Source organism: Bradyrhizobium sp. USDA 3262, assembly GCF_054060035.1.
Genome location: NZ_JBSSCT010000001.1, coordinates 3348811 through 3372382, shown reverse-complemented (window position 1 = coordinate 3372382; position 23572 = coordinate 3348811). Strand labels below are relative to the sequence as shown.

Below are 23572 nucleotides of genomic sequence, written 5' to 3'. Positions count from 1 at the left end.
AGACTCTGGCAGCGAGGCATTCGCCCGCTGTCGAAGATTCAGTGCGTGACAAGAATCATTCACGGAAGTCGTGGCGAATAGGCTGAATGGTAACATTAGAACGTGCGTAGGTCGGTAAGTCGACAAAGACAGCACAAATCTGCCGCGAACTGCCGGTTATTGCCTGGCACGAACAATGCAAGTCCTCATCATGTCCAGGCTTCTCCTCCTGGGCAGGTCCAGCATTGCAAATTGAGGCTTTGGCTGACCACTGAAGTTAGCGGCGCGTGACATCGAGGGACGGCGCCTGCTCGCGCGGGACATCGGCAGGCGCCTGCGTCACGTTGCCGCTAACTTCTTGCGATCTGCGCAAAGCACGCTGAGGAAGACGTGCCGCTTTGGATTGACGTGTGGATGATAACCAGATGAGCCGGAAGCAATGAAGAAAAAGTCTGGAAAGCGCGTGCTTTGGTTCTGTATCGCTCGGTCGCTGATCTGCCTGGCCGGGCTGGCGGCGACGAGCAACAATGTTCGCGCCAACGACCACACGCTTGTCGAAAGGGTCAAGTCAACGTGGCGAGCGCAAGATGGTGAGACTATAGAACAAATCATTTCCAAGGTCTCGAAGGTGGCTCACTTTGTGCCTCGATCGTGGGGAGTCGCTGAAGGAATTGACCGAACAGAGTACGTTTATTTTTCATGGACCAGGCACCCGGACAACAGATCAGACGAACAGTACGCTATCACTTGGAAGATCGCGACTGACGGGACGATTAAACTTGCATCGACATATGCAAAGCCGATTGAATTGGGCTGGCGCGCCTTGGCGCTCTCGTTGATCGCCAGTGAGGTTACAGATGGCGAAAGGGACGCGAATCTTCACTTTCTGCATGATCCGGCCAACTTCAACTTCGTGACGACTGCGCAAGGCAAGCTCGGCAATCTTCTGCGGCACGGCCGCTGCCATATCATTGAACCCGTTGTAGTGGATTACGTGTCGAAACCCAATGCCAAGCCGACCGAGAAGGGCGATCTGTGGCGCGTTCTGCTTTTGGTGAACTGTAACATCCCAGGCCCCCATTATTTTACCCACAACGGCGTCATCACTTTCGAGAAGAGCGAGGGACAAGATTGGGAGCCGCAATCTTCCTTCGCTAAGCGTATCGCGGCCTATCCTCCAGGCTCCTGGTTCGATCGGATAGAGCCAAGTGAACGGGAAGCAATAGAGAGGGCGCGAAAGGCCTCGGCCAATGGTCACACAAAGCAAGATCGCGGCGCAGCTCCTTGACGCTGAGCGCCTCGGAGTAGCAGCAAAGCACACGCGTTCGGAAGCGCTGACTTGTCCTGTAACGTTTTTGCGACAAACCGCCAGCCTCTCGCAGCTCGTCATAGGGCAGTACCGTTGCTCTCGGCCCATTCCGCGAAGCAAGCGATGCCTTGACCAGGCGCGCACGTGCCAGCTTACGAGAGCCGGTTAGCCCTCCCCGCTCACATGCAGCGAGCGGACGCCAATCTGCGACGCGGCCAGCTCTAGATCCATTCTTCGGGGGAGTTGGCCTAGCGATGCTTGCGGCCCCTGCTCTGACCAGGCGTGCGCGCAGCGCATCGCTTCAACGGACAATGGCACCCGCAGGAGCGTGACGCCGAAGGCGGCACGCGGGAGCGAGTGCAGCGACGAGACCGGTTAAAAGGGTACCCGGGAACGGGGCAGTGATAGCGACGCCGGCATACCTCATGGCGGCGGGCCCTTTCCCGAGTACCCCCGGCGAGGAGTTCTGCAGCCATGCTGCGTCGGATCGACTGCAGAATTGGGACGGAAGATCTAGATTTCCTCACGCGGATCGTTTGCGCGTCGTAAATCCTGATCTGAAGCATGCTTCTTTCGCTCTTCCCCACCCGCCGGGCGCCGTCTCTCGTTACAAATTCGGCTTTGAGTCGGCCGTCCGCTTCAAGCCTGTAACAAGAGCTCGGCAGTTCACGGCTGCCCACTGCGCCCCTGGATCGCGATGGCCTTCCGAAGGTCGGACGCCTTCTCCGCGCCGACGGAGCGCTCGATGTTGTCAAATTCGCTAAGCCTGGATCGCTCTGCCTTTCGCCGGCGTACCCGATCGTCTGACCACAAAGTTCGCGCAGCTGAGCCACTCGCTATCGTGCGGAGGCGCCGCCTGGTCCCTATGCATCAAGACTTTTGAAGACCGGGCTGACCGCATAGATCGGACCGAACACGGCCTGCAGTCCTTCGGTGCCAGATCCCGATTTAGGCCCGACCGCAGAGCTCGTCGTTGCTGCATGAAACCGGACCTGCAAATTGGTGGCTCGTCTCTCTCGCGACCCATTTTGCGACAAATATAATTGTAATATCAATTAGAGCGTGGAAACGCGCCCTTGCTAAGGTACCTAAGTATGGACACCTATATACCTGAGCAGAGGTACCCATGGCCTACAACATTAAAGACCGCGACACTGACCGGATCATTCGTGAACTTGCCACCCTCAAAGGCAAGCCGATCCTCGATTGCATTCGCGAGGCTTGCGAACATGAAATTCAGCGTGAACGCCTAAAGACGCCGCTCTGGGAGGTGCAACCGCTGCTCGACCGCATCGCACCCGCGCTCCCAAAACCGGCCTGACCGCCGATAAGGCATTTTTTCGACGATCTGTCCGGTGATGCCTGATGATGATCGATGCCTCAGCCCTGGTCGTAATCTTGCTACGCGAGCCAGACGCGGCTGAGGTCGTCATGGCAATTGCGGACGCCAAAGCGCCGTTTACCTCACCATCGCGGTATACGAACGATCTGTGCTCTCATGCGCGTCAACGCATGGGGTGCGCCGGAAGCGGAGGCGGCAGTGCGAAAGTTCTCGACGCCGGATCCATCCGCGTGTGCGCGATTGCCGACGGCATGATATCGACCGCCGCCATGGCATTCGATCGGTTCGGAAACGCGCGACATCCGGCTCAGCTCAATCTTGGCGACTGTTTCGCCTCTGCCTGCGCCAAGACCTATCGCGCGCCACTGCTGCACAAGGGTGACGACTTTCCGCGAACCGATCTCGAGCTGGTCTATAAAGGATAGACCGCTGGCAACGTCTGCACGATTACCCCGAGGTCCCTGCCCTGCCCCAAATTCGCGGCGCTGATGCCAGCGGCCGACGAGCGGCTTTCGGAAAACTCCGATCCGCGACGGCTGGATCGCACGCAGATCGTTCGTGCCGGTAGTGTCGGAGTCGGCGCTACCGGCCGCCGCGTGGCCTTCCAGATCAGGGGATGCAGCCGTCGTGACGGTTGAGTTCCAGGGCGCCCGCGTGGAGGTGCGCGGGACGCCTGGCTTCGCTGCGTTGAGTGATGTGTTCATTGCGGTCCGACGGACACGTTCATGCTGACGCCACCCGGGAACCTCATTCGCAAGCGAGGGGCGCACGGGCGCTTGTCCGTCGTCACAACGATACCCAGGAAAAGGCGAAGGTGTTTGTTCGCGGGCTCACAGTAGCCTTTCCGGCAATCAAAGTGTCAGCACGGTCGACATGATCGCCGGCCAACCGTCAACTGGCGGGATGGGCAGCGTTCTACAAGTTCACCGATTCACCACGTACCAATTCCGGCGCATCGACCATGTCGTATTCTGAAAGATAGCGCATTGGAGGGCGCACAAATACCGATCTCGCATCAAACCTTTGATGCGGAAATGGCCCCCCCCCGGAACCGGGCAAGTTGAAACCTGGCTCGTGTTCAGTCGGAATGAGCGCGGCGGGCCGCACGGAAATGCACTTCACTGGCTTGTCTCAAGTCCGAAGGCGGAATTCCGGTGGCGCAATCCGTAGGCACCGAATACCCCTTCTCTTCCGTAAAACAATTGCGCTTCATGCTCTGGCCCTCGTCGTGTGGCCAGAGCGCACTTCAAGCTGGATTGAGCCCACGGGATGCGGCAAATGAGGCAGGCGCACCCCAGGCGCGCACTGCAGTCTACGACCATCGTTCGCGAGAATCAGGGAAGATAGACGAAGTGTGTCAACGTGTCCTCACCGGTTAAAGGTGAGCGTCATCCGGTGACCACGCCCTGAGGGCTGATCTGGTCGGCTAGGAAGACCTCGTGGATTGGTTTTTCACGAGGTCACCATGTCAAAGGATAGTTGTAAGGATGGCGCTAAGGATAGGCATACGGCTATCCTTGAGGACGGCTCTAACACGTTGCAGCGCATCGAGATCATCACGGGGACTGGCCGCCGACGGCGCTGGTCGACGGATGCGAAAGCGGCGATTGTTGCGGAGAGTTTCGCGCCGGGTGCAAGCGCTTCCGGGGTGGCGCGGCGGTACGACATCAGCCCGGGCCTGTTATTTCTTTGGCGTCGTCAGGCAACGCGGGCAAAGGTCGCGGCGCGCAGGGATGGAGGCGTGGCACCAGGCTTTGTGCCGGTCACGATTACTGGCTGCGGCGGCAAATTGCCGGTATGCGAGGAGCAGGGGGCGATTGAGATCGAGGTCGGCGCGGTTCGCATCCGTGTCGTGGGAACGGTCGACCGGCGGGCACTCTGCGAGGTGCTGGCGGCAGTCGGGACGGTTGGCCGATGATCGGGCTCCGACCTGGGTTGTCGATCTGGATCGCGACGCAGCCGGTCGATTTCCGTCGCGGCATGGACTCGCTGGCGCTGCTGGTGAGCGAGGCGTTTGGAGCCGATCCGTTCGACGGCGGGCTGTGGGTGTTTCGCTCCAAGCGCCGAGATCGCGTGAAGATTCTGACCTGGGACGGAAGCGGCCTTGTCCTTTACTACAAGAGAATCGAGGGGCAGTTCACCTGGCCGCCGATCAAGGAAGGCGTCATGCCGCTATCTCATGCTCAGCTCTCGGTACTGCTTGACGGTTCGGATTGGAAGCGTGTGCCGATGCGGGTTGTGGATCAACCAACACGAGCTGGTTGATCATCGTCAAGAGTAGTTCGTCATTCATGCAGAGCTGTAGTAGAAACACGCTGCATGATTGATTTGCCTTCTGATCCAGCATTGCTCCAGCAAACCGTGATGGCGTTGTCGTCACGGCTTGCGGTGTTGTCGGCGGAATGTAGCACGCTGGCGACCGAACGTGATGCGGCGATCGCCCAGCGCGATGCTGCGATCCAGGAGAACGACAAGCTCCTGGTGATCCTGTCGCAGTACAAGCGCACGATCTTCGGTCCCCGCTCCGAGACACTGGATTCCGGACAGCAGTCTCTCTTCACCATTGCGGCGCAGGCGGCTTCTGCGGCCGGCAATGATGATGCGCCCGGGGCCAAGCTGCCCGACAGATCCGAGGCTCGTGGAAAGCAACCGGCGCGACGCAACCGGGGGAGGCTTCCGGAGCATCTGCCGCGCATTGATGTCGTGATCGACGTCGAGACTGACATCTGTCCTTGTTGTGGCGAACGGCTGCACAGGATCGGGGAGACCGTCAAGGAAGCCTTCGATGTCGTTCCGATGCAGTACCGGGTCAAGCGCATCATGCGCCCACGCTATGGCTGCCGGGGGTGCCGCCAGGGTGTGCTGCAGGCGGCCGCGCCGGCCCAGGCGGTCGAGGGCGGGATGGTGACGGAAGCCTTGCTGGCTCACATCGCGGTGATGAAATACGGTTACCAGCTGCCGTTATATCGCCAGGAACAGATGTTTGCCGCGCAGGGCATCGCGCTCGACCGTCAGACGCTGGCTTCGTGGATGGGCCGCGTCGCCTGGTGGCTGAGGCCGCTTCACGCGCTGTTGCGCGACACGGTGATCTCCTTCCCGCGGCTGTTTGCCGATGAGACACCGCTGCCGGTTCTTGATCCCGGCCGTGGCAGGACCAGGATCTGCCAGTTCTGGGCGATCGCCACCGATGACCGGCCGTGGGGCGGCCCGGCACCGCCGGCGGTGGTCTACGTGTTCGCCGAGGATCGCAAGGCGATCCGCGCCAAACAGCTGTTCGGAGACTACCGGGGCATTCTGCAGGTTGACGGCTATGCCGCCTACAAGGGTCTGATCAAGAACGGCGGCCATCTGGTGCAACTGGCATTCTGCTTTGCGCATGCGCGGCGGAAGTTCTGGGACGTTCACGTCGCGACGAAGTCGCCGATTGCCGCGGAAGCGCTGCAACGGATTGCGATGTTCTATGCCGTCGAAGACCGCATCCGTGGTCTGCCGGCGGCGCAGCGGGCTGCGGTTCGGCAAACTGACACCAGACCGCTGATCGAGGACTTCAAGCCCTGGCTCGAGGCGCGGCTGCTGGAAGTCTCGAAGAAGTCTGGCCTTGGCAAGGCCATCCGCTACACCCTAAACCATTGGGAAGGCCTGACGCGCTTCATCGATGACGGACGCATTGAAATAGACAACAATACGGTCGAGCGCACCATCAAGCCGATAGGGCTTGGAAAGAAGAACCATTTGTTCGCGGGCAGCGAAGGCGGCGCCGAGACATGGGCCATTCTCGCGTCGCTCATCAACTCGGCAAAGCTGCAAGATATCGACCCACGGCATTATCTGACCGACGTTCTCGAGCGCATCGTCTCCGGACGCACCAAGATCAATCAGCTGCACACATTGCTGCCGTGGACATGGAAGGCCGAGCGCGATGCTCTGGAGACAAAGCTCGCTGCCTGATCAATTTGACGGGAGGGCGTCGGGAACTTCCTGCGCGTCGCTGGTGTCGTCATAAATCTCTTCGCGGATCACGCGCAGCGTCACCTCGTGCAGATAGACTTGCAGCGCCCTCTCCAGCTCGGTGAACTCCGGCAGCAGAACCTTGTCAACGAAGCCCCGTGACGCGCGGATCATCACCGTGTTGCGTCGCTGGCGGCGGTAACGAAACGGCCGCAGCCCGTATCGGCGGCAAAGTGCCAGAAACAGCTGCCGCGACCATTGGTCAGGAAGTGATAATTGTTGCTCGATCGGTGGATCGTGGCGAGCGAGCTCCTCGACCCGGGCACGCACCCGCTGCAGCGCGGCTTCCGCTGCCAAGCGCTCACCAGCAGTTCCTGCACCCGCGAACAACGCCTCGATCTTCCGAAGCTTCTCGCGCAGCTGCGACTCGCTGGTCATTCTGATCCCCGTTACCCGCTCCAAACCGGGATCACCCCATCACCGCGCGCCGGCAGCGTCAATCATCCCGACCGGGCTATCCAGAGCATTCCGCGCAAGTCAAGCCCGGGCACCAGTGCTCCTCTCGTGACGCTCACGGTTAAAGTCACATAAAGTCATCCTCGTACGCGTATCCGGAGCTTGCTACATGGGTATTACGACGCTCGCCGTCGTCTACTTTAGCGAGATATCGTTCAGGTTTGTTGGCGCGCTGCCATTCACCTGCGCTATTCGTTGTCCATTTGTCAGGATGCTGAGTAGGATCAAGTACCATATTGCAATCGTCGACCTCTACGAAACCTAACTTCGCCGCGCGAGCTTTCGATTCTTCGTTAAGTGGATACCATTTAAGCAACGGTTGCTCGCCTTCTCGCGCATCTCGCCGAAGCTGATATTCGAGTAGAATATCGCCTGCGTTCTCCACCAAGGGATGGGCAAGCTGAAGATCGACGACGGAGGTGATGTGTTCTCGCCCGGGAAACAGTTCTCGCCACCTGTCGTCGTGGAATTCGTTCATGCTGTATCCGCCTTCCGTCCGCAGCAGTGCGACAGTTTTGTTTCCAAGATTATAGCTGTAGTATCGCGCTTCCTCCGAATCTCTGGTCGAGCCGTAGTCCTCCGCAGCCTCTCTGACGTTCTTGGCTCGTGTCGATACGAAACGCGAGTACTCCCGCGGATTCTCGGCGATGCGCATTATTTCATGATCATTTTGGAAGATCTTTGCTTCTCTGCGAAACGTATCCTTGTCGATCGGCTCTATCGGAGGCTTGGTCACGAGGGAATACGTTGGCGCTGCAGAAGAGGAGGTCGGCTCCGCTGCGGACAGGTGCATGTTAGCGAACCTGCCCTCGAAATCTCTGTCATCCGCGTGTTCGTCGTGGGATGCCCACGTAACTGCTTCATAATACCCACCAATTCGACCGTACATGAGGATCCGTACTCCTAAGGCAAGAGGGTTTCTTATTGATTTGAGGCGCTTTGGGCCGCGCCAAAGTAGCCAGGCGAAACTGACCGTAAGCTGACTAGGAGCTTGTTGTTTTCTGGAATCGGGATTCCCCTCGGGTGGGATTTCTGATTCGACCTCCATGCTGGAGGCGGAGGCCAGCATGGATGACGCGCCCCCATTCGGAAGACATCCGCGAATGAGCCATGGCGCGGGCTGACGCGGGCGAGACGGTTCGTTCGATTGCGGAGGCGCTACAGATCAGCCCGTCCCTGCGTGACGAATTGGAAGAATCTGAGACGGGATATCGGGGGCCTGGCCCCGGTTAGATCGGCCGTCATAAGAAGCGGGTTCTGTCGGATACCAACGCCTACTGGCTGCGCGAACGCATTCGCTCGGGGCCATTCACCTTGCGCAAGCTGGGAGCTGACTGCACGGGGATCAAAACAGGCGTGCGGGCGGTGTGGACTGTTGTTCTCGCCGAGGAGCTCAGCTTCAAAAAAACGCTTCTGCCAGCCGAGCAGGATCGCCCAGACGTCGCCCGTAAGCGGACCTGCTGGAAAGCGCACCAAGGCAGGATCAATGTCGCGCGGCTGGTTTTCATCGACAAGACGTGGATCAAGACCAATATGGCGCCGCTACGCGGCTGGAGGCCTTGTGGGCAGCGCCTCCAAGCATCTGCACGTTTCGGCCATTGGAAGACCATGACCTTCATCGCGACGCTGCGTCACGATCGGATCAGCGCGCTGGCCCCATCAATGGTGAGCTCTTCACGCTGTACGTCGAGAACGTGTTGGCCCCTACCCTCGCACCTGGCTAGATCTTTGTTCTCGACAACTATGGCAGCCACAAAGGAAAAGCGACTTGCCAAGCTATCGGCGCCAGAGGCGCCCACCGCATCTTCCTGCCGCCCTATAGCCCTGACCTCAATCCGATCGAGCAGGTCTTCACCAAACTCAAACACCTCATGCGAGCTGCGCCTCGTGATGTCGAGGCCGCCTGGCGAAAGGTTGGTGAACTCCTCAATCTCTTCCGAGGAAGAGTGCACCAACTACCTCAAAACTTCGGGCTACGCTCTGTGTAAAGACAGCATGCTCTAACGGTCGCGCCCGATGTCTGGCACATCGACGAATCTACATCGAACGATCGTGCGCCGTACGATGGCGCTCGCGAACGCGTTGCAAGCCATGTTCATTTACTTTGATTGCTTTCTCTTTCCGGGAGCACTCAGTTGCTTTTTTATGCACCGAGTTCGACGCTGTGCCCGATGATCTTAAGCACGGTGCGGTGTGCGCCAACTGAGAGAGACGATCGAGGCCGGAAGCCCATCGCAACTCACACAAGAAATCGCTTGAATCTCACGTTACGTCAGGCCGTAGGTTGGCAATCACAATCGAGCTTCCACCAACCAAACATCGAATGATGCAGCACAGGCCAAGTAACCGACATGGTGCGATCAAGCAGTCGAATGCGGCGACGCCGGATTGCACGTGTTTCTGAGCGCACGGACCAAGAGCGAAAGGCTGTCGGGATGAAACGTCGCGCGATGATAACCGCATTGCTCGCCATCATCACGTCTCCGGCTTGCGCAGCGAAACTCAGCGGCCCTCCGCGCATCGTCGATGGCAATACCATTGAGATCGAGCAAACCAAAATTCGGCTTTCGGGTATCGAGGCGCCAGAGACGGATCAGATCTGCCTCGACGCCCACGGCCAGAAATGGGCTTGCGGCATAGCTGCTCGCGATGAGCTTATCAGGCATTCGAATGGACGAACGTGGGATTGTCATACCACAGGGGTGGATAAGTACGGCCGGTCACTCGGCAGCTGCTTTATCGCGGGCGAGGACGTGAACGCATGGATGATAAGCTCGGGCTGGGCACTATCATCCGATCCTCACACCTACATTATCTATGAGGTTGTAGCGAGCAATGCCTATGCGGGCCTATGGTCGGGGGCGTTCATCGCTCCTTGGGACTGGCGTCGCCGCAACAAGGGGACGATCGTTGTCGGCGCGAGCTCGATACCGATCGACACTCAGGAACTCCTGCTCGGATCCGCTTTGCTATCCGACCCGCCCTCACCCGAATGTCTGATAAAGGGCACGCTGGGCCGCGGGGGCGAGCGCATTTATCACATGCCCGGGCAACTTGGTTACGGACAAATCGATATGACGAAGAAGCTGGGTGATCGATGGTTCTGCAGCGAAGCGGAGGCTGAAGCCAATGGATGGCGTAAAGCGGCGCGATGAGGCGACACATGCACGCAGACCGTTCCCCTAATATGTCTTGCTCGCCGATGATCAAGCCGTCGCGCCGGTCGCTATTGCTGTCGCTGTTCGCGTTTTCGGCGGTTGGCATGCGGCTCGGCGACAACATCGTTAATGCGAAGGAAGCAAAACAGCTGCCCAAGCCGGACAATCTGCTCTCGCCGGATGCTGCGCTCAGGCGGCTGATCGAAGGTAATGACCGATTTGTCCAGGGCGCATCACGAGGCGACGATTTCAAGCGCGCGCGTCAGGTTTTAGTCGATGGACAAAATCCATATGCGGCGGTTCTGAGCTGCGCCGATTCTCGCATAGCGCCTGAACTTGCTTTTGACAGCGGACTTGGTGACCTGTTTGTCTGCCGCCTCGCCGGCAATTTTGCCAACGATGTCACGATCGCGAGCATGGAATACGCGGTCGCTGTGCTAAATACACCGTTGATTTTAGTACTCGGTCACGATCATTGTGGCGCGATAGACGCCACGATCAAGTCGCTCAACGACGACAAGCCGGCGCCGGGGCATATTCCATCCCTCGTCACTGCGCTTGCGCCTGCCGTTCGGAAATCGCGCCAGCAACCCGGTGATGCGTTCGCCAATGCCACCCGGCAAAACGTAATCGATAACGTCGAGAAACTTAAATCGGCGGGCCCGGTTCTGAACGCGGCAGTTGAGCAGAACAGACTAGAGGTCGTCGGGGGTCTGTACCGGCTCGACACCGGCAGGGTCGATCTACTGAACTGACCTGCACTTTCGCAGTCGTTTGAACCGCCCAGCACGGCTTCGGTTGCGTTCCGCAAAACTCACCCGTCCATCGGTAGATGCACCGGATGTGATCCGCTGCACAATTGACATACAGCTTCGGGACAGGACACCACTTTGTATGCGCGGGCTCTTTATCCTCCTCTTACTTTACGTACTTGTGTTGGCAACGCGCGGCCAGCACCCACACAATTCATGCCGCGACCGAACAGGGTCAATGCCTTCCGTCAATGCACTGGTCAACACAGTTGGCTGAAGCCGCAGAAATACGCTGCGATGGATGTCGGGATCGAAGCGGGGCTCGGCGACACCGGACAAATTTCATATCCTCGCCCGATCATCCGTTTTGGAACCGATAGAGATCGTTCCGTTAAGCCCCCCGACTCAGATCGGGCTGAAGATCACATACAGCAGAATTAGGATCACGACGGCGGTCCAGCCTGCTGATGTGAGGAACACTGTTGCTCGCGACGGCATCTGACGGTCTCTCCTGCATCAGCCAACGAAGCGACCGCCAATCTCGGAAACGCAGCATCGCTGAAACTGTAAGACCATACTTTGGATCCGCAATAAACCGGCAATTTTCGCGCGCGCGACAGTTGCGATCACGGGCTGGAACGCAGAATATTCTTCTGCGCGTCGCCTACATCCGTCGAGCCTGGCACTCAAGGATTGATGGACGTCCTGAGAACTTGTCCAACGAGCTGTAGTAGCTCTGCGCGGGTGCGCCTTGCCAATTTGAATTCCGAAGCGGGTGCGTCGGCAAGCACCTGTGAAGACCGTTTTGCCGATCCCGACATCAGCCTGGTCATCCTGCGCGGCCTCACTGCACGTCGCCCCAGGTCTCCTCGACCAACGCATCGATCATGTCGGATACATCATCTTGCCCGACGTTAAGTGTCAGCGAGATCCGCAACCGTGCCGTTCCCACAGGCACCGTTGGCGGCCGTATCCCGCGGATATCAAAGCCGCGCGCCTGTAGCGCAGAAGCGAGCCGCATCGCACGGGCGTTGTCGCCCACAACATAAGGAACGATTTGTGAATTCGAAGAGCTCGCGCGACCGCACACAGCGAACTGCCGATGTGCAAAGTCGATCAAATCGATCAGATGCCGTTGCCGGTCGGGTTCCTCCTGCAGGATTAAGATTGCCTCTCGCACCGCGACGGCCATTAGGGGTGACGGAGCGGTAGCGAAAATGAATGGACGGCACCGATTGACCATGAAGTCGCGCAATACGCCGGAAGCCGTGACAAGGGCACCCGCCGCGCCCAGCGCCTTGCCGCAGGTGTGGATCACTAAGAGATTTTCGCGCCCTTCATAGGGCGCAGTAAGGCCCCGTCCCTGCTCGCCGTAAACACCTGTGGCATGTGCCTCATCCACGACCAGAAACGCTTCATGGCGCTCGGCGATTGCGACCAGATCTGTAAGCGGTGCGAAGTCTCCGTCCATACTGTAGAGGCTTTCTACCACGATCCAGACGCGTCCCTTTCCGCCCCTGGCGCGCCAGTCGCCAATCGTGTCTTCGATCGACTGGGGGTCATTATGGGCGCTTATCCGGAACTCGGCTCGGCTCGCTCGTGCGCCTTCATGAATGCTAGCATGCACGAGCGCGTCGAGAACAAGCAAATCGCCTTCCTGCGGCAGCGTTGTCAGAACGGCAAAATTTGCGATGTAACCGCCGCCGAAGAACAGTGCTGTCTCCGTTCGGAAGAACCGCGCCGCATCCGCTTCGAGAGCTTCGTGCTCCTCACAATTTCCGCGCAGGAGCCGTGACCCACCGGCTCCGATCGGCGTTCCGGCATCGAGCGCGGTGAACAACGCCTTCTTCATACGGGGCGCACTCGCCAGCGCCAGATAGTCGTTTGAAGCAAAATCGGTCCCTTTGCGCGGCTTCAGGCCACGGAGCCGATCGTCTTCATTCAAGGCTTTTAGGGCCGAGACATAGCCATCAAGCGGCGTATTCATTGATCGAATTTCCTACCGCCCGCGGCAGCGCGCTACCGACCGAGTCTTCGTGGCACGGATCTCAGCTTGAGTCATGTCATCGACGCACGACAATTTGCAAGCAAATCGAAGCGCCGCTGGCCGAGAAGCACGGCACCTAAAGTCCATCGGTAATGGACTGCCCTCCGGCGAACAAGCCTCCTGCTCGGCCGAATCCCGCTTTTGGCCGTCGCGACCAAACGCACCAAGATCGCTCAGCGGCGCGACTAATCGTACATCTTTGACTTGCAAGCAGGCTCCCTCACCCAACGTCCGCCGAGAGAGTGAACCAGTGGCGGTGCGGGCCATTCCGCCCTCATCTAGCTATGTGGCAGATTGTGCTTCCTCATGCGCGCGCAAACTTTGTACAAAACGGACAATCGGAGCGCGTTTGCTCAGGGAGCATGATCTGATCGTATCAGGAGCGCACGTTCCGTACCGGAGCACTCGCGACACCATTGTCAATTCCAGCGCTTCAAACCATGGACCTTCATGACGCGCTGCGGCGTGACAACCTAACGATAATTGTCTAACCGACTTGCAAACAAGCTTCGGACCATCATGCTCCTGCCGGTTTTCACAACAATCCCACATGCACGTCGGCTCGAGATCGCTCGCAATCGCAAGATCGACCAGTTCGACAACGATATCGACGTCGTGGTCTATGCCGAATTCGACAACGAGACGGAAGTCGGAGCTCGTAAAGCGCATGGCCTATGCTAGGAGGCGATCAGGCTGGTACGACCACTCCGGGAGAAACGATTTGCGGCCGACTACGATGTGCGCACAGATACGCGCTTAGCCGCGGAAGAAGGAATGAGCCAGCTTGGCCGCCGCGCATGGCCTACGTGCGGATGTTAACCCGACGGTCGACGCCAAGAGTCTGCGCCACCCAACGGAGCGGCGCAATTCGATACCTGATGTCTGGCGGTGTTTGTTTTTGCCCCGCTTCCCGGTTGCCGATCACGGCTAGAAAGCGCGCCGGTGCCGGGAGTGCATCGACCTCAAAACCGGCACGGGTTTCGTGCGAAACGGGCGTGCGCGCTATCATCGTCGACGCGCACCACAAGGGCACGTTCTGAACCATCCGCGCCATGATAATCGAACGCAACGGTCGAGCCGTGCCGCAATGGCGGGCGCAAGCAGTGACAATTGCTAGTGCTCGATGCCGTTGGACGGTACAATGGGCTCTTACCTAGGGACCGCCCCGGACACAGGGGACCGGCGACATGTACCGGTACGTCGCACGCGCCAACATCGATCGCTATCTCAGCGTGCTCTACAGCGCGGATATCACCAACTATGAGCGACAAACGGTCACGAAGTTGCTGCTCGGCGAGTTGGACAAGCTCCGTCATGATCCCACGCAGCTTGAGTTTGCCGAAAAGCGAGCCGCAAACGGCCGCGAAAGGGTCAACCACGCCAGGCGACTTTGCGCATCTTATGCGCTCGGCACAACAGAGCGCGAAGAATCGGATAGGTTGTTAGCAGACGTTGAAAGTCTTCACATCCTGCTAGATGCTTTTATGGCGGCTTGCACGAATTCTCGCGGCATCCTAGCACGGCGATTTGATCGTAGATGACGCTAAGTGCTGCACGACATCGACTTGATCTTCGTCGTCAAGACTCACTCATAGCCAAGTTTGAATGGCGGAGATCAAATTTGCTCACTGCGGCTTTATCTCGTGAACCACGATCCGGGCGATGAAAATTCATCAAGAGAGGCACTTCAAGGCCGGTTTCATGCGTGAGCTGGGCCAAAATTGCATTCAAACATCGCGCTAACTGAAGACAATGATGGCATGAAAAGCTTCTCGTTGGCGAAATGGACCAAGAGCAGGATATGGCCAGTCATTTCTACCGACTGCTTTACCGATTCCGCATGCGGGCATATGCTGAAACATTGTTTCGGCGTAGCACGCACGAGAAGCAGGAAGGGCTGTGGCTGCGGTGCAGCCTGATGCGGCTTGGGAGCGAACTACGACAATCCAACCACCGGTCCAGCGCACCGTGTCAGCCGGTGCGAGATGCGGCCGAAGCTATCGTCAGACCCACCTGAGGACGCCGGACGTCGCGCTGCCGAGAGCGCACCGCGTTACAAGCAACAAGCGCTGTTGGAGCCGACCGTTGCGAGAGAGGATGGCATCGGCGTCTAGAACACCATAACAGGCGCGAGACGCCCCTGGCAGGAGCAAGCCATCATGTGATGGTCGTGCTGTCGGATGGCGCCGGCGGGACTGCCGGGTATCATGGCCACTTGTCGTCCCCGCATCACCATATGCGCTATTCCGCGCTGGCTGACTCTCGCTTGCCAGCCCCCGTCGCGGGCCCGAGCCGTTCGGTCGGATCGCGGCCCAATTTCGGCTTCAACTGTGCTAGTTCAATAAAGTCGTCTGCCTGCCGCCGAAGCTCGTCTTCGATCATCGGCGGCTGGATCGTATTGGTGGAGATGACGGTGACACTGACGCCGCGGCGCTGCACGGCCTCGACCAAGGAACGGAGGTCGCCGTCACCAGAGAACAGGATCATCTGGTCGATATGCCCCGCGAGTTCCATGGCATCGACCGCAAGCTCGATGTTCATGTTACCCTTCACTTTACGCCGACCGCTGGCGTCAAGGAATTCCTTGGTTGCCTTCGTGACGACGGTGTAGCCATTATAGTCGAGCCAATCGATGAGCGGACGGATCGACGAATACTCCTGATCCTCGGCAGTCGCCGTGTAGTAGAATGCCCGCAGCAACCGGCCCGCCCTCCGATACTCCTCAAGCAGGCGCTTGTAGTCGATCTCGAAACCAAGCGCCTTGCAGGTAGCGTGGAGGTTGGGACCGTCGATAAAGATGGCAAGCTTTTCGAATCGGGACATCACTGCTCCGGCTTGCAGAATGGTTGCGCGGGGCCGCGCAGGCTGTGAACTAGCCACTTACGAGGAGCTGGAGGGTCGGCGGCGAAGGGGCCTCTTCCAATGGCATGGGACGAGATTTCTATCGAGCTCATAACACCGGTCGCGTTTCTTATTCCATCGACTTCACATCATCGGCCCAAGGATCCAGCGGAGGCCTTTTCGAAGTTCTGTTGCTTGCCTGTGCCGGGTTCGCGTGCGAGATCCATCTTGTCGAACTCGCCGGTCGAAACGCTGCGCGCAGGCACAGCACTGCAATCAGCGTTATAGTTTGCACGAAGACCGTTGAGCGCAAGGATAAGTGCAACGGAGACCGCCACCGCGATCAGACCGTACTCGATGGAGGTCGCCCCAGTCTTGTTCGGCCAAAACCGCTGAAAAGCGAATGATCTCATGACAATGTCATTTCTGGCGCCCTCCGGGCCTGGAATTCTGCTGTAGCAATTCCGGTCACTCCCAGCCCTTATTGCTATGTCACGTGACGTTATCTTAAATCTTCACGACATGCGCTTTGAGGCGCACAGTCTCCTGCTTGCGCATCGCTCTTCCACTGCTCATCTGTCGTCCCCGATGATCTAGAGCGGCTCTGCCATGTCCGTCTGCCATGCCGGCAATGAATACCTCGATTCCCTTCGGCTGCGCTCGAACGAACTCAGTACGCAAGGGACGAACCAGCTCGTTTCCTATCCCCCGAGCGTCTCACGTGCACCTTCACCCGAGAATTGACCATCCCGAGCAGGTTTTGACATCATGACCCAGCCTAAGATCCCGCGCCTGGTCTAAATGCCGCCGTGGCACACTAGCGCAGCAATGCGGTCATCAGCCCCTCGCGAAAAGCGGATGCAGCTGCAGCAATGAACTCGGCATTTCGCGTCTAAATCATCCGGGCGGACCTCTCTTAGAGGCTGACTGATGCGCCGCCCCAAAAGAATCCCGCGAGATGGAGATGCGGTTCCTGGGAGCTAGTTCAGCTTCTCGCAATGCAGACCGTGTCCCGCTTAGAGGTCTCGCGCATTGTCCGCCTCGTACAAAACTGGGCATCTGCCAGCGAGCACAACCTCTCAACAAGAGCATACAACCAGCGTGCTGGAGCGAATAGGTATGAGGCAGGCTTTAAGTCATCCGATCACGATTAGAAAGCGATCCTACTGCGATAGGAGATTGCAGCACCGGCGATGGTGACTGTTCCTGTTTTCTGCGCCGCTGCCTTTGCTATCAGGCGCAAGGCGACAGAAGCAGTAGATCACTGTCAACCAAACGCGATCGAAGCATCTCATTTCACGACCATGCCAGGATCTGACGCGATATCGCGCCAGGAACACCCTTGTGATCCCTAGCAAGATCAAATCATGGTAGATTATCACGAGCTGATATGACCGATTCACCTCAAGCCCAGACACGTAGCGCCGACGGCATCACGGCGCCGCTGCGGCACGCGACCTTCAGGCGCATCTGGCTCGCGAGCCTCCTGTCCAATGTCGGTATCCTGATTCAAGGTGTTGGCGCAGCCTGGGCCATGACGCAGATGACGTCGTCGGCCGACAAAGTCGCGTTGGTGCAGACCGCGCTGTTACTGCCAGTGATGCTGATTTCGATGCCAGCCGGGGCGATCGCGGATATGTATGACCGCCGCATCGTGGCGCTGGTCTCCATTGGATTGGCGCTCGCCGGAGCGACCGGGTTGACGGTGATTGCCTGGCTTGGCTTGGCCACCCCAAACCTCTTGCTCATGCTATGCCTCGTTGTCGGCAGTGGCATGGCGTTGATGGGACCGGCCTGGCAATCGTCGGTTAGCGAACAAGTTCCCCTGGAAGCACAGCTGCCTGCGGCGATCGCTCTGAACGGCATCAGCTACAATATCGCGCGGAGCATAGGTCCGGCAATCGGCGGAGTCGTGGTGGCAACCGCGGGTGCAGTGGCCGCTTTCGCGCTCAACACGTTGCTGTATGTGCCGCTGATTATCGCTTTGTTGCTTTGGAAACGCATCAGCGCACCCTCACGCCTGCCGCCTGAAAGATTGAGCCGCGCGATGGTTTCTGGCGTACGCTATATCAGCAATTCGCCGTCGATCAAGATTGTGCTGATCCGTAGCCTGGTAACCGGCATCATTGGCGGTGCGATCACCGCTCTGATGCCGCTGGTGGCGCGCGATCTCTTGCATGGCGACGCGCAGACCTACGGCATCATGCTTGGCGCTTTTGGCCTGGGTGCGGTGGTCGGTGCACTGAATATCACCGAGCTGCGCAAGCGATTGAGCGGCGAGGCCGCGATCCGCGCCTGTGCGCTGTCCATGGGCGCGGCGATGGCCGCGGTTGCGCTCAGTCACGAGCCCGTATTGACCGCGGCGGCGCTCGTCCTGGCGGGAGCCGTATGGATGATGGTGTGGGCGGTATTCAACATTGGGGTGCAGCTGTCGGCGCCGCGCTGGGTGGCCGGACGCTCGCTTGCAGCCTATCAGGCGGCGAGCTCAGGCGGGATTGCCGTCGGCAGCTGGGGTTGGGGCCGTCTGACCGACGCGGCCGGCGTCGAAACGGCGCTGCTGGTATCGGCCGCCCTAATGCTTGCCTCACCACTCATCGGCCGCTGGCTGCCCATGCCCCGCATCGGAGCGCGGGGTGAGGAGCCTGAGCCGCTCGCCGACCCCGAGGTACGGCTCGCCTTGACCGGACGCAGCGGCCCGCTCGTCGTGGAGATCGAATACCGCGTTGCACAGGAGAATGCCAGAGCGTTTCATAGTGTTATGCAAGATGTGCAATTGTCTCGCCAGCGCAACGGCGCCTACGGCTGGTCGATCGCGCGCGACATTGCCGATCCGGAAATGTGGACCGAGCGCTATCATTGCCCGACCTGGCTCGACTACTTGCGTTGGCGGAACCGCTCGACGCGGTCGGAACGTATACTAGAGCAGCGGGCAATTCATTTCCACGTCGGCCCCGCGCCGATACGGGTCCGTCGTATGCTGGAAAGGCCGTTCGGCTCGGTACACTCGAACGACGATGCGACCGAGTACGCAGCTGGCGAAATGCGAGGGGAGATCGCAACCCCGACGAAGGCATTACGTAGCCGGCCACTCCGCCCAATCAAGTGACCCAGCCTGCTGGCAGGGGCCGGAACGCAGCAATCAACACTTCATCACACGAAAGGCGCCTAGCTGGACGCTCCTTGCCTTGCCCTCGCGAAAATCGACGAAGGCGTCAGGCCGACTAAGCGATAATCGCGCGACGATTTCCGTCAAGCGCAATGAAACGCTCGGGCTTTGTAAGCTCTTGTTCGACGCGCCTACTCGCGTACGGTGGCTTTGCTGTTGGCCAGCCGTACATCTCCCGATGGTCGCGTCACCAAGCTAGTCTAGCAATACGTTGTGCTCGCCTGCCGTCGGCGGCGCTTCCTTGGATGGTGGGCCCTCAGCTTCGCCCCGGGCGCCAAATCACCATTCGACGCTCGCCGCATAAGAGCTGTCTATTTCTGACGTTTCGAGCCTCCATCCGCCCCACTTCTTACGCCGAACTTCAACAGAATACCGCTGAATGATGCCGCAAAAATGCAGCATTCACCCGGACGACGCGGAAATAGCGCAACCAGAATCGCATAATTTGCTGTCGAAGCTCAAAGAGACGAGCTGCTGCTGCGCGTCTCTCCTTAGCTGCAATCGAGGGTGCGCTTCATGGGCAATCATGATCTTGTCTCCGGTAGCCTCCTTGTGCTGACCGCGACCAGCTTCGCACTACTCTGCTCGAGCCTGCTCGTCTTTGCCTTCATTTGAAACCGCGCTGGTTGCCTTGCGCGTGTTATCAAGGCGATCACGCCGTCGAGCATCAAGTGTTTCTGCGTCTCGAAAGACGATGATCGCGCACGAGCTGAACGACCGTCTCTCGTTTCGGCTCGATCGACCGCGTGGCTCAAGCGACGACGCTTCTGACGCGACGAGCCTGTACGTTACGGACCGATCTATCTCTTTCATAAACACCCGATTCAGCTAGTCTCCAACTAAGATAGCCCTGTTCGTTGAGCTAGCGGGCGGTATGAGATTGGACGCGCAGCGATGGGCTGTCTGCCGATAGCTCCCGAACCGTTGTATATTCCTGCAGTACGAACCGTTGTCTCATCAAGTCAAGGTAGACTCCTGCTCTCACATAGCGGCGCAATCGAACGGTTCGATGCGCGACCGTCACTTTATCTCGGGCTGCTTCCTGCCACTGACCGCCGCGCGGTCGCCTTGCTCTGCTCAAGCTTGCTCGCCGCCGCGTTCACCCCTGTGAGGACTCCCCATGAAATCACTTAAGCTAATCGGCTTTGCACTTGGAGCATCGATTGTGCTATTCACCGCGGCATTGGCTGAGGAAATCACCATCGCCGTCGCTGGACCGATAACCGGGGGCGAGTCCGCCTTCGGTCGGCAAATGAAGAACGGCGCCGAGATGGCGGTGGAGCAGATCAACGCTTCCGGCGGCGTACTCGGCAAGAAGCTAGCCCTCGACATCGAGGACGATGCCTGCGATCCCAAGCAGGCGCGATCGGTAGCGGAAAAGGTCGCTGCCGCCAGGATCCCGTTCGTTGCTGGGCACTTTTGCTCTTCGTCATCGATCCCGGCCTCGGAAGCCTATGCGGATGGCGGTGTGCTGCAGATCACGCCGGCTTCGACCAACCCGCTATTCACCGAACGCAAGCTATGGAACGTGGCGCGCGTCTGCGGCCGTGACGACCAGCAGGGCCAGGTTGCCGCCCAGTATATCGCGAAGCAATTCAACGGCAAGAACATCGCGATTCTGAATGACAAGACAACGTATGGAAAGGGACTTGCCGACGAGACGAAGAAGGCACTCAATAAGGCCGGTGTCATTGAAAAGATGTACGAGTCCTACAATAAGGGCGACAAGGATTTCAATGCGATTGTCTCGCGACTGAAGCGTGACAATATCGACCTCGTCTATGTCGGCGGCTATCACCAAGAAGCGGGCCTTATCTTGCGCCAGATGCGCGATCAGGGCCTCAAGACCGTCCTGATGTCGGGTGACGCGTTGGCTGATAAGGAATATGCTTCGATTACCGGCGCAGCTGGAGCAGGTACGCTCTTCACTTTCGGGCCCGACCCACGCAAGAAGACGACGGCGGCTGCGATCGTCGATAAGTTCAGAGCCAAGAATATCGACCCCGAGGGCTACACGCTATATACCTACGCTGCGGTGCAGGTCTGGACGCAAGCCGCAACGAAAGTTGGCACCGTAGATCCGAAACAGGTGATGGACACGATTAAAGCGGGCTCTTGGGACACTGTGATCGGCACACTGCAATACGACGCCAAGGGCGACATCAAGCAGCTCGACTACGTCGTTTATAGGTGGGACGACAAAGGTGGCTATAGCGAGACTAACCCGACCGCGTTCTGACGTATCTTAGTGCAAGATATCAAAGTTAGCGTCCCCATGGAGGTAGGACGGGGATCAATCTCGATCGATCGATTGCTCCAAGGCAGCAAGCTGCCGCCGGAACAAATTGAATGTCTGCGGTCAGCGTATGCTCGGACAATGCGCTCGCTCCGCTTGGTTGATCGAGACGACCCTATCGCCGAAATCGTCGCAAAGAAGGTCATCGAGATTGGCACAAGCGGGGTTGGCGATCCAGCAGACATATCAAAGCGCGTCATCGAGCAGCTCGGTGTCCGCAAACCGCCATCGGTCTAAAGCGAGCGCCGCGCATATGCGCAGTTTGGATCTAGTTTCCGATCGATGCACAACCTGCACCGGTTCGACGCCTCACGGGCCGGACTCAATTGAAGCTGATGACTTGGCCCAACGCAGACGTTTAGCGGCGGCACGAATAAGGCGTCCCTTCGCCGGACTGTAGTCACCGGTTTCGGCTTATGGAGAGTTTCGGCTATCAGGCCACGCGACGCGCATTAGCTCGGGCGCTTCGTTCCACGAAAAAGTTCGACCGGAAATTGAGCGGCCCCGCCTCGGGGAAACAAGGCGGGGCCGCTCCCCCTCCCCCTGGGGCCGCCGCGCTGCGGATCACAGCGGAAATCGTCTAGTTGCCGTCCTCTGTCACATATGATCACACGCCCAAGCGATTCACCTGGATTGCGGCTTCCGGTCCTCGCTACTTTCCGCGACGTGCCGCAAGACGAGCTGAGAAAGCTGCACTACCAGATTCTTGAGACGCGCTATTTCCTGCCTGCACCGCGCCAACTCTCGTTCTTTTTCTGTCACTATCGACACTTCGGAGCGGTCCCCGGCCGCATGGCTCATGCTGGACCTCATTTCGAGTAGGTGATCACGAGCGACGGCTCAAGCACATCCTTCGCTTGGATTGTACTGGAGTCCCGTATTTTTACGCCGTTAAACACGGTACGCTGCGGTCGGACGATCTCGCTACCTCGGCTCAGTGTGCCATTGCGGTCACAGATCCGAGCATTCCGTACAGAATCTTGGCGGGCATGACGGCCAACACGATCGAGCAGAAGCGCCGCCTCCCTTTCTTATCTGCGCGGCTTGAGCTCGTGGGCTGCTGGACAATGGTCGTCTTCATGTCCCCGTCATGCAGCAAGACGTCGCCGATGCATGCGGCCTCTCGACTGCGCAAGCGAATCGGACGATCCCGGAGCTTAGGCGTAGGGAGCTCATTGAATGGAACGGTCATGCTGTTGATTTTCTGCGAGATCGAATTACTGGGGGAATTCCGCGCTCATGCTTCCTGCGCTGAATTTCTTTGGCCGCCGCTTCGTATTCTTCGTACAAGCAAATCAACAAGCGCACGCCAGTTCCGATCCGTACCGACGCTATTCGACCTGCAGCCGCGTTCGCTCGGCTGTGCTTTCTGGAACCACTTGAGCGTGATTACAGCGTGCGCGACCTAACCTGCGGTCGCAAAGCTTCGTCGCTGCAGTGATCTGTGCGGAGACTCCACAAACCGCGCTGGTAAAATCTCCAAGCGCTCACGTGGTACAAGCACAGGCACATAAGCAGAATATGGCATGCACTGTTGCGGCAGCTCGCGGATTGATTAGCTGCCTGTTAGAAATCGGAGTTCAGATTTTAATGGCGCGCGCCGCAGCTCAAACAACTTGATTCGTACCTAGCGTCACGTTGTAGCATCTCAAAGCAGGACGCGAGGGGCCTCGGACAAGCCAGCGGGGCTCCTCCGCCAGAGGCGCGACAACGACACCTAAGCGGTCGACTTTGCTTTACGAGGATCGTCAAGAACATATCGATAAGATGAGTGGCGTCGAGGATAGATGATCCCGGGCTGTCGGCGCATTGGTGAGTATCGCCTTGGTAAAAAAGGAAACAACGCCAGACCGACATCAATCCTTTTGTGATTAGAAATTTGCGGTGAATGCATCACCGCAAATAACCGTCGGCAGCCCTCCCTCTGTCGACGCGAGCTGGCGCGACGCTTAGCAGCCTCGTTCGCCCAGACTGACTTCCGCCCGGCCCTCGAATGAGGCCGGGCTTTTTTCCGATAAATGCGCAGCTTTGCTGTTCCAGCTAACCCCCGTCTGATGATTGCTAGAAGTTTAGGAGACAACAGTCCTGGTGGCCTTCGAAATGCTGCCCGCATGGCCTTTGTGACGCTTAACCCAAGTAGCTCGCGAGCGCCCGCAAATCGTGCAGACACGTTTGCTCACCCACGTCAGCTACACAGGTTAGGTGGATCGGACAACCG

At 58.6% G+C, this 23572-nt stretch carries 18 protein-coding genes and 1 pseudogene; 14 read left to right on the top strand and 5 right to left on the bottom strand.

The window, feature by feature from the left end; all coding sequences use genetic code 11:
* Positions 1 to 418: 418 nt before the first annotated feature.
* The 6 genes from ACVWYP_RS15540 to tnpC all read left to right on the top strand — a co-directional run bounded on the left by ACVWYP_RS15540 (position 419) and on the right by tnpC (position 6578).
* Entirely contained in the window at positions 419 to 1267 is an 849-nt protein-coding gene (locus ACVWYP_RS15540) for a hypothetical protein (protein WP_016841977.1), read from the top strand.
* A gap of 1147 nt (positions 1268 to 2414) precedes the next feature.
* Positions 2415 to 2609 (top strand): type II toxin-antitoxin system VapB family antitoxin, encoded by a 195-nt coding sequence (locus tag ACVWYP_RS15535; protein ID WP_016841991.1) that lies wholly within the window; start codon positions 2415 to 2417, stop codon positions 2607 to 2609.
* A gap of 44 nt (positions 2610 to 2653) precedes the next feature.
* Positions 2654 to 3055, top strand: coding sequence for a type II toxin-antitoxin system VapC family toxin (locus ACVWYP_RS15530; RefSeq protein ID WP_016841992.1), 402 nt, complete (start codon positions 2654 to 2656; stop codon positions 3053 to 3055).
* 1112 nt (positions 3056 to 4167) lie between these two features.
* Positions 4168 to 4548 (top strand): IS66-like element accessory protein TnpA, encoded by a 381-nt coding sequence (tnpA, locus tag ACVWYP_RS15525; RefSeq protein WP_157183433.1) that lies wholly within the window; start codon positions 4168 to 4170, stop codon positions 4546 to 4548.
* Positions 4545 to 4895, top strand: a complete 351-nt coding sequence (gene tnpB, locus ACVWYP_RS15520) for an IS66 family insertion sequence element accessory protein TnpB (RefSeq protein WP_026192390.1) — start codon at positions 4545 to 4547, stop codon at positions 4893 to 4895. The genes tnpA and tnpB overlap by 4 nt, the downstream gene beginning before the upstream one ends.
* 99 nt (positions 4896 to 4994) lie before the next feature.
* A complete protein-coding gene (tnpC, locus tag ACVWYP_RS15515; protein WP_018270228.1) occupies positions 4995 to 6578 on the top strand; it encodes an IS66 family transposase in 1584 nt (527 codons plus the stop codon).
* Here the strand turns inward: tnpC and ACVWYP_RS15510 are convergent, their stop codons facing one another.
* Both ACVWYP_RS15510 and ACVWYP_RS15505 read right to left on the bottom strand, forming a co-directional pair.
* Positions 6579 to 7016 carry a hypothetical protein gene (locus ACVWYP_RS15510; protein WP_018270227.1) on the bottom strand — a complete coding sequence of 146 codons (438 nt, stop codon included), beginning with the start codon at positions 7014 to 7016 and terminating at the stop codon, positions 6579 to 6581.
* A 145-nt stretch (positions 7017 to 7161) separates the two neighbouring features.
* Entirely contained in the window at positions 7162 to 8163 is a 1002-nt protein-coding gene (locus ACVWYP_RS15505) for an effector protein NopP (protein ID WP_276325455.1), read from the bottom strand.
* Positions 8164 to 8204: 41 nt separating this feature from the next.
* Here ACVWYP_RS15505 and ACVWYP_RS15500 point away from each other — a divergent pair.
* The 3 genes and pseudogenes from ACVWYP_RS15500 to ACVWYP_RS15490 all read left to right on the top strand — a co-directional run bounded on the left by ACVWYP_RS15500 (position 8205) and on the right by ACVWYP_RS15490 (position 11007).
* Positions 8205 to 9098 (top strand): annotated as a pseudogene (locus ACVWYP_RS15500) (IS630 family transposase).
* Positions 9099 to 9529: 431 nt separating this feature from the next.
* A complete protein-coding gene (locus ACVWYP_RS15495) occupies positions 9530 to 10249 on the top strand; it encodes a thermonuclease family protein (RefSeq protein ID WP_018270226.1) in 720 nt (239 codons plus the stop codon).
* 8 nt (positions 10250 to 10257) lie between these two features.
* Positions 10258 to 11007 (top strand): carbonic anhydrase, encoded by a 750-nt coding sequence (locus ACVWYP_RS15490; protein WP_233475711.1) that lies wholly within the window; start codon positions 10258 to 10260, stop codon positions 11005 to 11007.
* A gap of 841 nt (positions 11008 to 11848) precedes the next feature.
* On the opposite strand, the gene ACVWYP_RS15485 is transcribed toward ACVWYP_RS15490, so the two are convergent.
* The gene (locus tag ACVWYP_RS15485; RefSeq protein WP_016842069.1) at positions 11849 to 12991 is read right to left on the bottom strand and encodes an 8-amino-7-oxononanoate synthase; all 1143 of its coding nucleotides are present in this window, start codon (positions 12989 to 12991) and stop codon (positions 11849 to 11851) included.
* A 579-nt stretch (positions 12992 to 13570) separates the two neighbouring features.
* Here ACVWYP_RS15485 and ACVWYP_RS15480 point away from each other — a divergent pair.
* Complete coding sequence (locus ACVWYP_RS15480) at positions 13571 to 13732, top strand: Dabb family protein (protein WP_016842070.1); 162 nt, start codon at positions 13571 to 13573, stop codon at positions 13730 to 13732.
* Positions 13733 to 14238: 506 nt separating this feature from the next.
* A complete protein-coding gene (locus ACVWYP_RS15475; protein ID WP_016842072.1) occupies positions 14239 to 14592 on the top strand; it encodes a hypothetical protein in 354 nt (117 codons plus the stop codon).
* Positions 14593 to 15292: 700 nt separating this feature from the next.
* Here the strand turns inward: ACVWYP_RS15475 and ACVWYP_RS15470 are convergent.
* Both ACVWYP_RS15470 and ACVWYP_RS15465 read right to left on the bottom strand, forming a co-directional pair.
* Positions 15293 to 15874 carry a LabA-like NYN domain-containing protein gene (locus ACVWYP_RS15470; protein ID WP_016842073.1) on the bottom strand — a complete coding sequence of 194 codons (582 nt, stop codon included), beginning with the start codon at positions 15872 to 15874 and terminating at the stop codon, positions 15293 to 15295.
* Positions 15875 to 16041: 167 nt separating this feature from the next.
* Positions 16042 to 16305, bottom strand: a complete 264-nt coding sequence (locus ACVWYP_RS15465) for a Flp family type IVb pilin (protein WP_016842074.1) — start codon at positions 16303 to 16305, stop codon at positions 16042 to 16044.
* Positions 16306 to 17282: 977 nt separating this feature from the next.
* Between ACVWYP_RS15465 and ACVWYP_RS15460 the strand changes: the two genes are divergently transcribed.
* The 3 genes from ACVWYP_RS15460 (at position 17283) to ACVWYP_RS15450 (ending at position 22609) form a co-directional block, all read left to right on the top strand.
* Positions 17283 to 18998 carry an MFS transporter gene (locus tag ACVWYP_RS15460; RefSeq protein ID WP_018270225.1) on the top strand — a complete coding sequence of 572 codons (1716 nt, stop codon included), beginning with the start codon at positions 17283 to 17285 and terminating at the stop codon, positions 18996 to 18998.
* Positions 18999 to 20178: 1180 nt separating this feature from the next.
* Positions 20179 to 21297, top strand: coding sequence for a branched-chain amino acid ABC transporter substrate-binding protein (locus ACVWYP_RS15455; protein ID WP_026192388.1), 1119 nt, complete (start codon positions 20179 to 20181; stop codon positions 21295 to 21297).
* 1147 nt (positions 21298 to 22444) lie between these two features.
* On the top strand, positions 22445 to 22609 hold the full coding sequence (locus ACVWYP_RS15450) for a hypothetical protein (protein ID WP_253592502.1): 165 nt from the start codon (positions 22445 to 22447) through the stop codon (positions 22607 to 22609).
* The last annotated feature ends 963 nt before the right edge of the window (positions 22610 to 23572 follow it).

Coding starts and splice junctions, on each gene's coding strand:
- ACVWYP_RS15540 (WP_016841977.1), top strand. CDS start 419: ATGAAGAAAAAGTCTGGAAAGCGCGTGCTTTGGTTCTGTATCGCTCGG.
- ACVWYP_RS15535 (WP_016841991.1), top strand. CDS start 2,415: ATGGCCTACAACATTAAAGACCGCGACACTGACCGGATCATTCGTGAA.
- ACVWYP_RS15530 (WP_016841992.1), top strand. CDS start 2,654: ATGATGATCGATGCCTCAGCCCTGGTCGTAATCTTGCTACGCGAGCCA.
- tnpB (WP_026192390.1), top strand. CDS start 4,545: ATGATCGGGCTCCGACCTGGGTTGTCGATCTGGATCGCGACGCAGCCG.
- tnpC (WP_018270228.1), top strand. CDS start 4,995: ATGGCGTTGTCGTCACGGCTTGCGGTGTTGTCGGCGGAATGTAGCACG.
- ACVWYP_RS15510 (WP_018270227.1), bottom strand. CDS start 7,016: ATGACCAGCGAGTCGCAGCTGCGCGAGAAGCTTCGGAAGATCGAGGCG.
- ACVWYP_RS15505 (WP_276325455.1), bottom strand. CDS start 8,163: ATGCTGGCCTCCGCCTCCAGCATGGAGGTCGAATCAGAAATCCCACCC.
- ACVWYP_RS15495 (WP_018270226.1), top strand. CDS start 9,530: ATGAAACGTCGCGCGATGATAACCGCATTGCTCGCCATCATCACGTCT.
- ACVWYP_RS15490 (WP_233475711.1), top strand. CDS start 10,258: ATGCACGCAGACCGTTCCCCTAATATGTCTTGCTCGCCGATGATCAAG.
- ACVWYP_RS15485 (WP_016842069.1), bottom strand. CDS start 12,991: ATGAATACGCCGCTTGATGGCTATGTCTCGGCCCTAAAAGCCTTGAAT.
- ACVWYP_RS15480 (WP_016842070.1), top strand. CDS start 13,571: ATGCTCCTGCCGGTTTTCACAACAATCCCACATGCACGTCGGCTCGAG.
- ACVWYP_RS15475 (WP_016842072.1), top strand. CDS start 14,239: ATGTACCGGTACGTCGCACGCGCCAACATCGATCGCTATCTCAGCGTG.
- ACVWYP_RS15470 (WP_016842073.1), bottom strand. CDS start 15,874: ATGTCCCGATTCGAAAAGCTTGCCATCTTTATCGACGGTCCCAACCTC.
- ACVWYP_RS15465 (WP_016842074.1), bottom strand. CDS start 16,305: ATGAGATCATTCGCTTTTCAGCGGTTTTGGCCGAACAAGACTGGGGCG.
- ACVWYP_RS15460 (WP_018270225.1), top strand. CDS start 17,283: ATGACCGATTCACCTCAAGCCCAGACACGTAGCGCCGACGGCATCACG.
- ACVWYP_RS15455 (WP_026192388.1), top strand. CDS start 20,179: ATGAAATCACTTAAGCTAATCGGCTTTGCACTTGGAGCATCGATTGTG.
- ACVWYP_RS15450 (WP_253592502.1), top strand. CDS start 22,445: ATGCAGCAAGACGTCGCCGATGCATGCGGCCTCTCGACTGCGCAAGCG.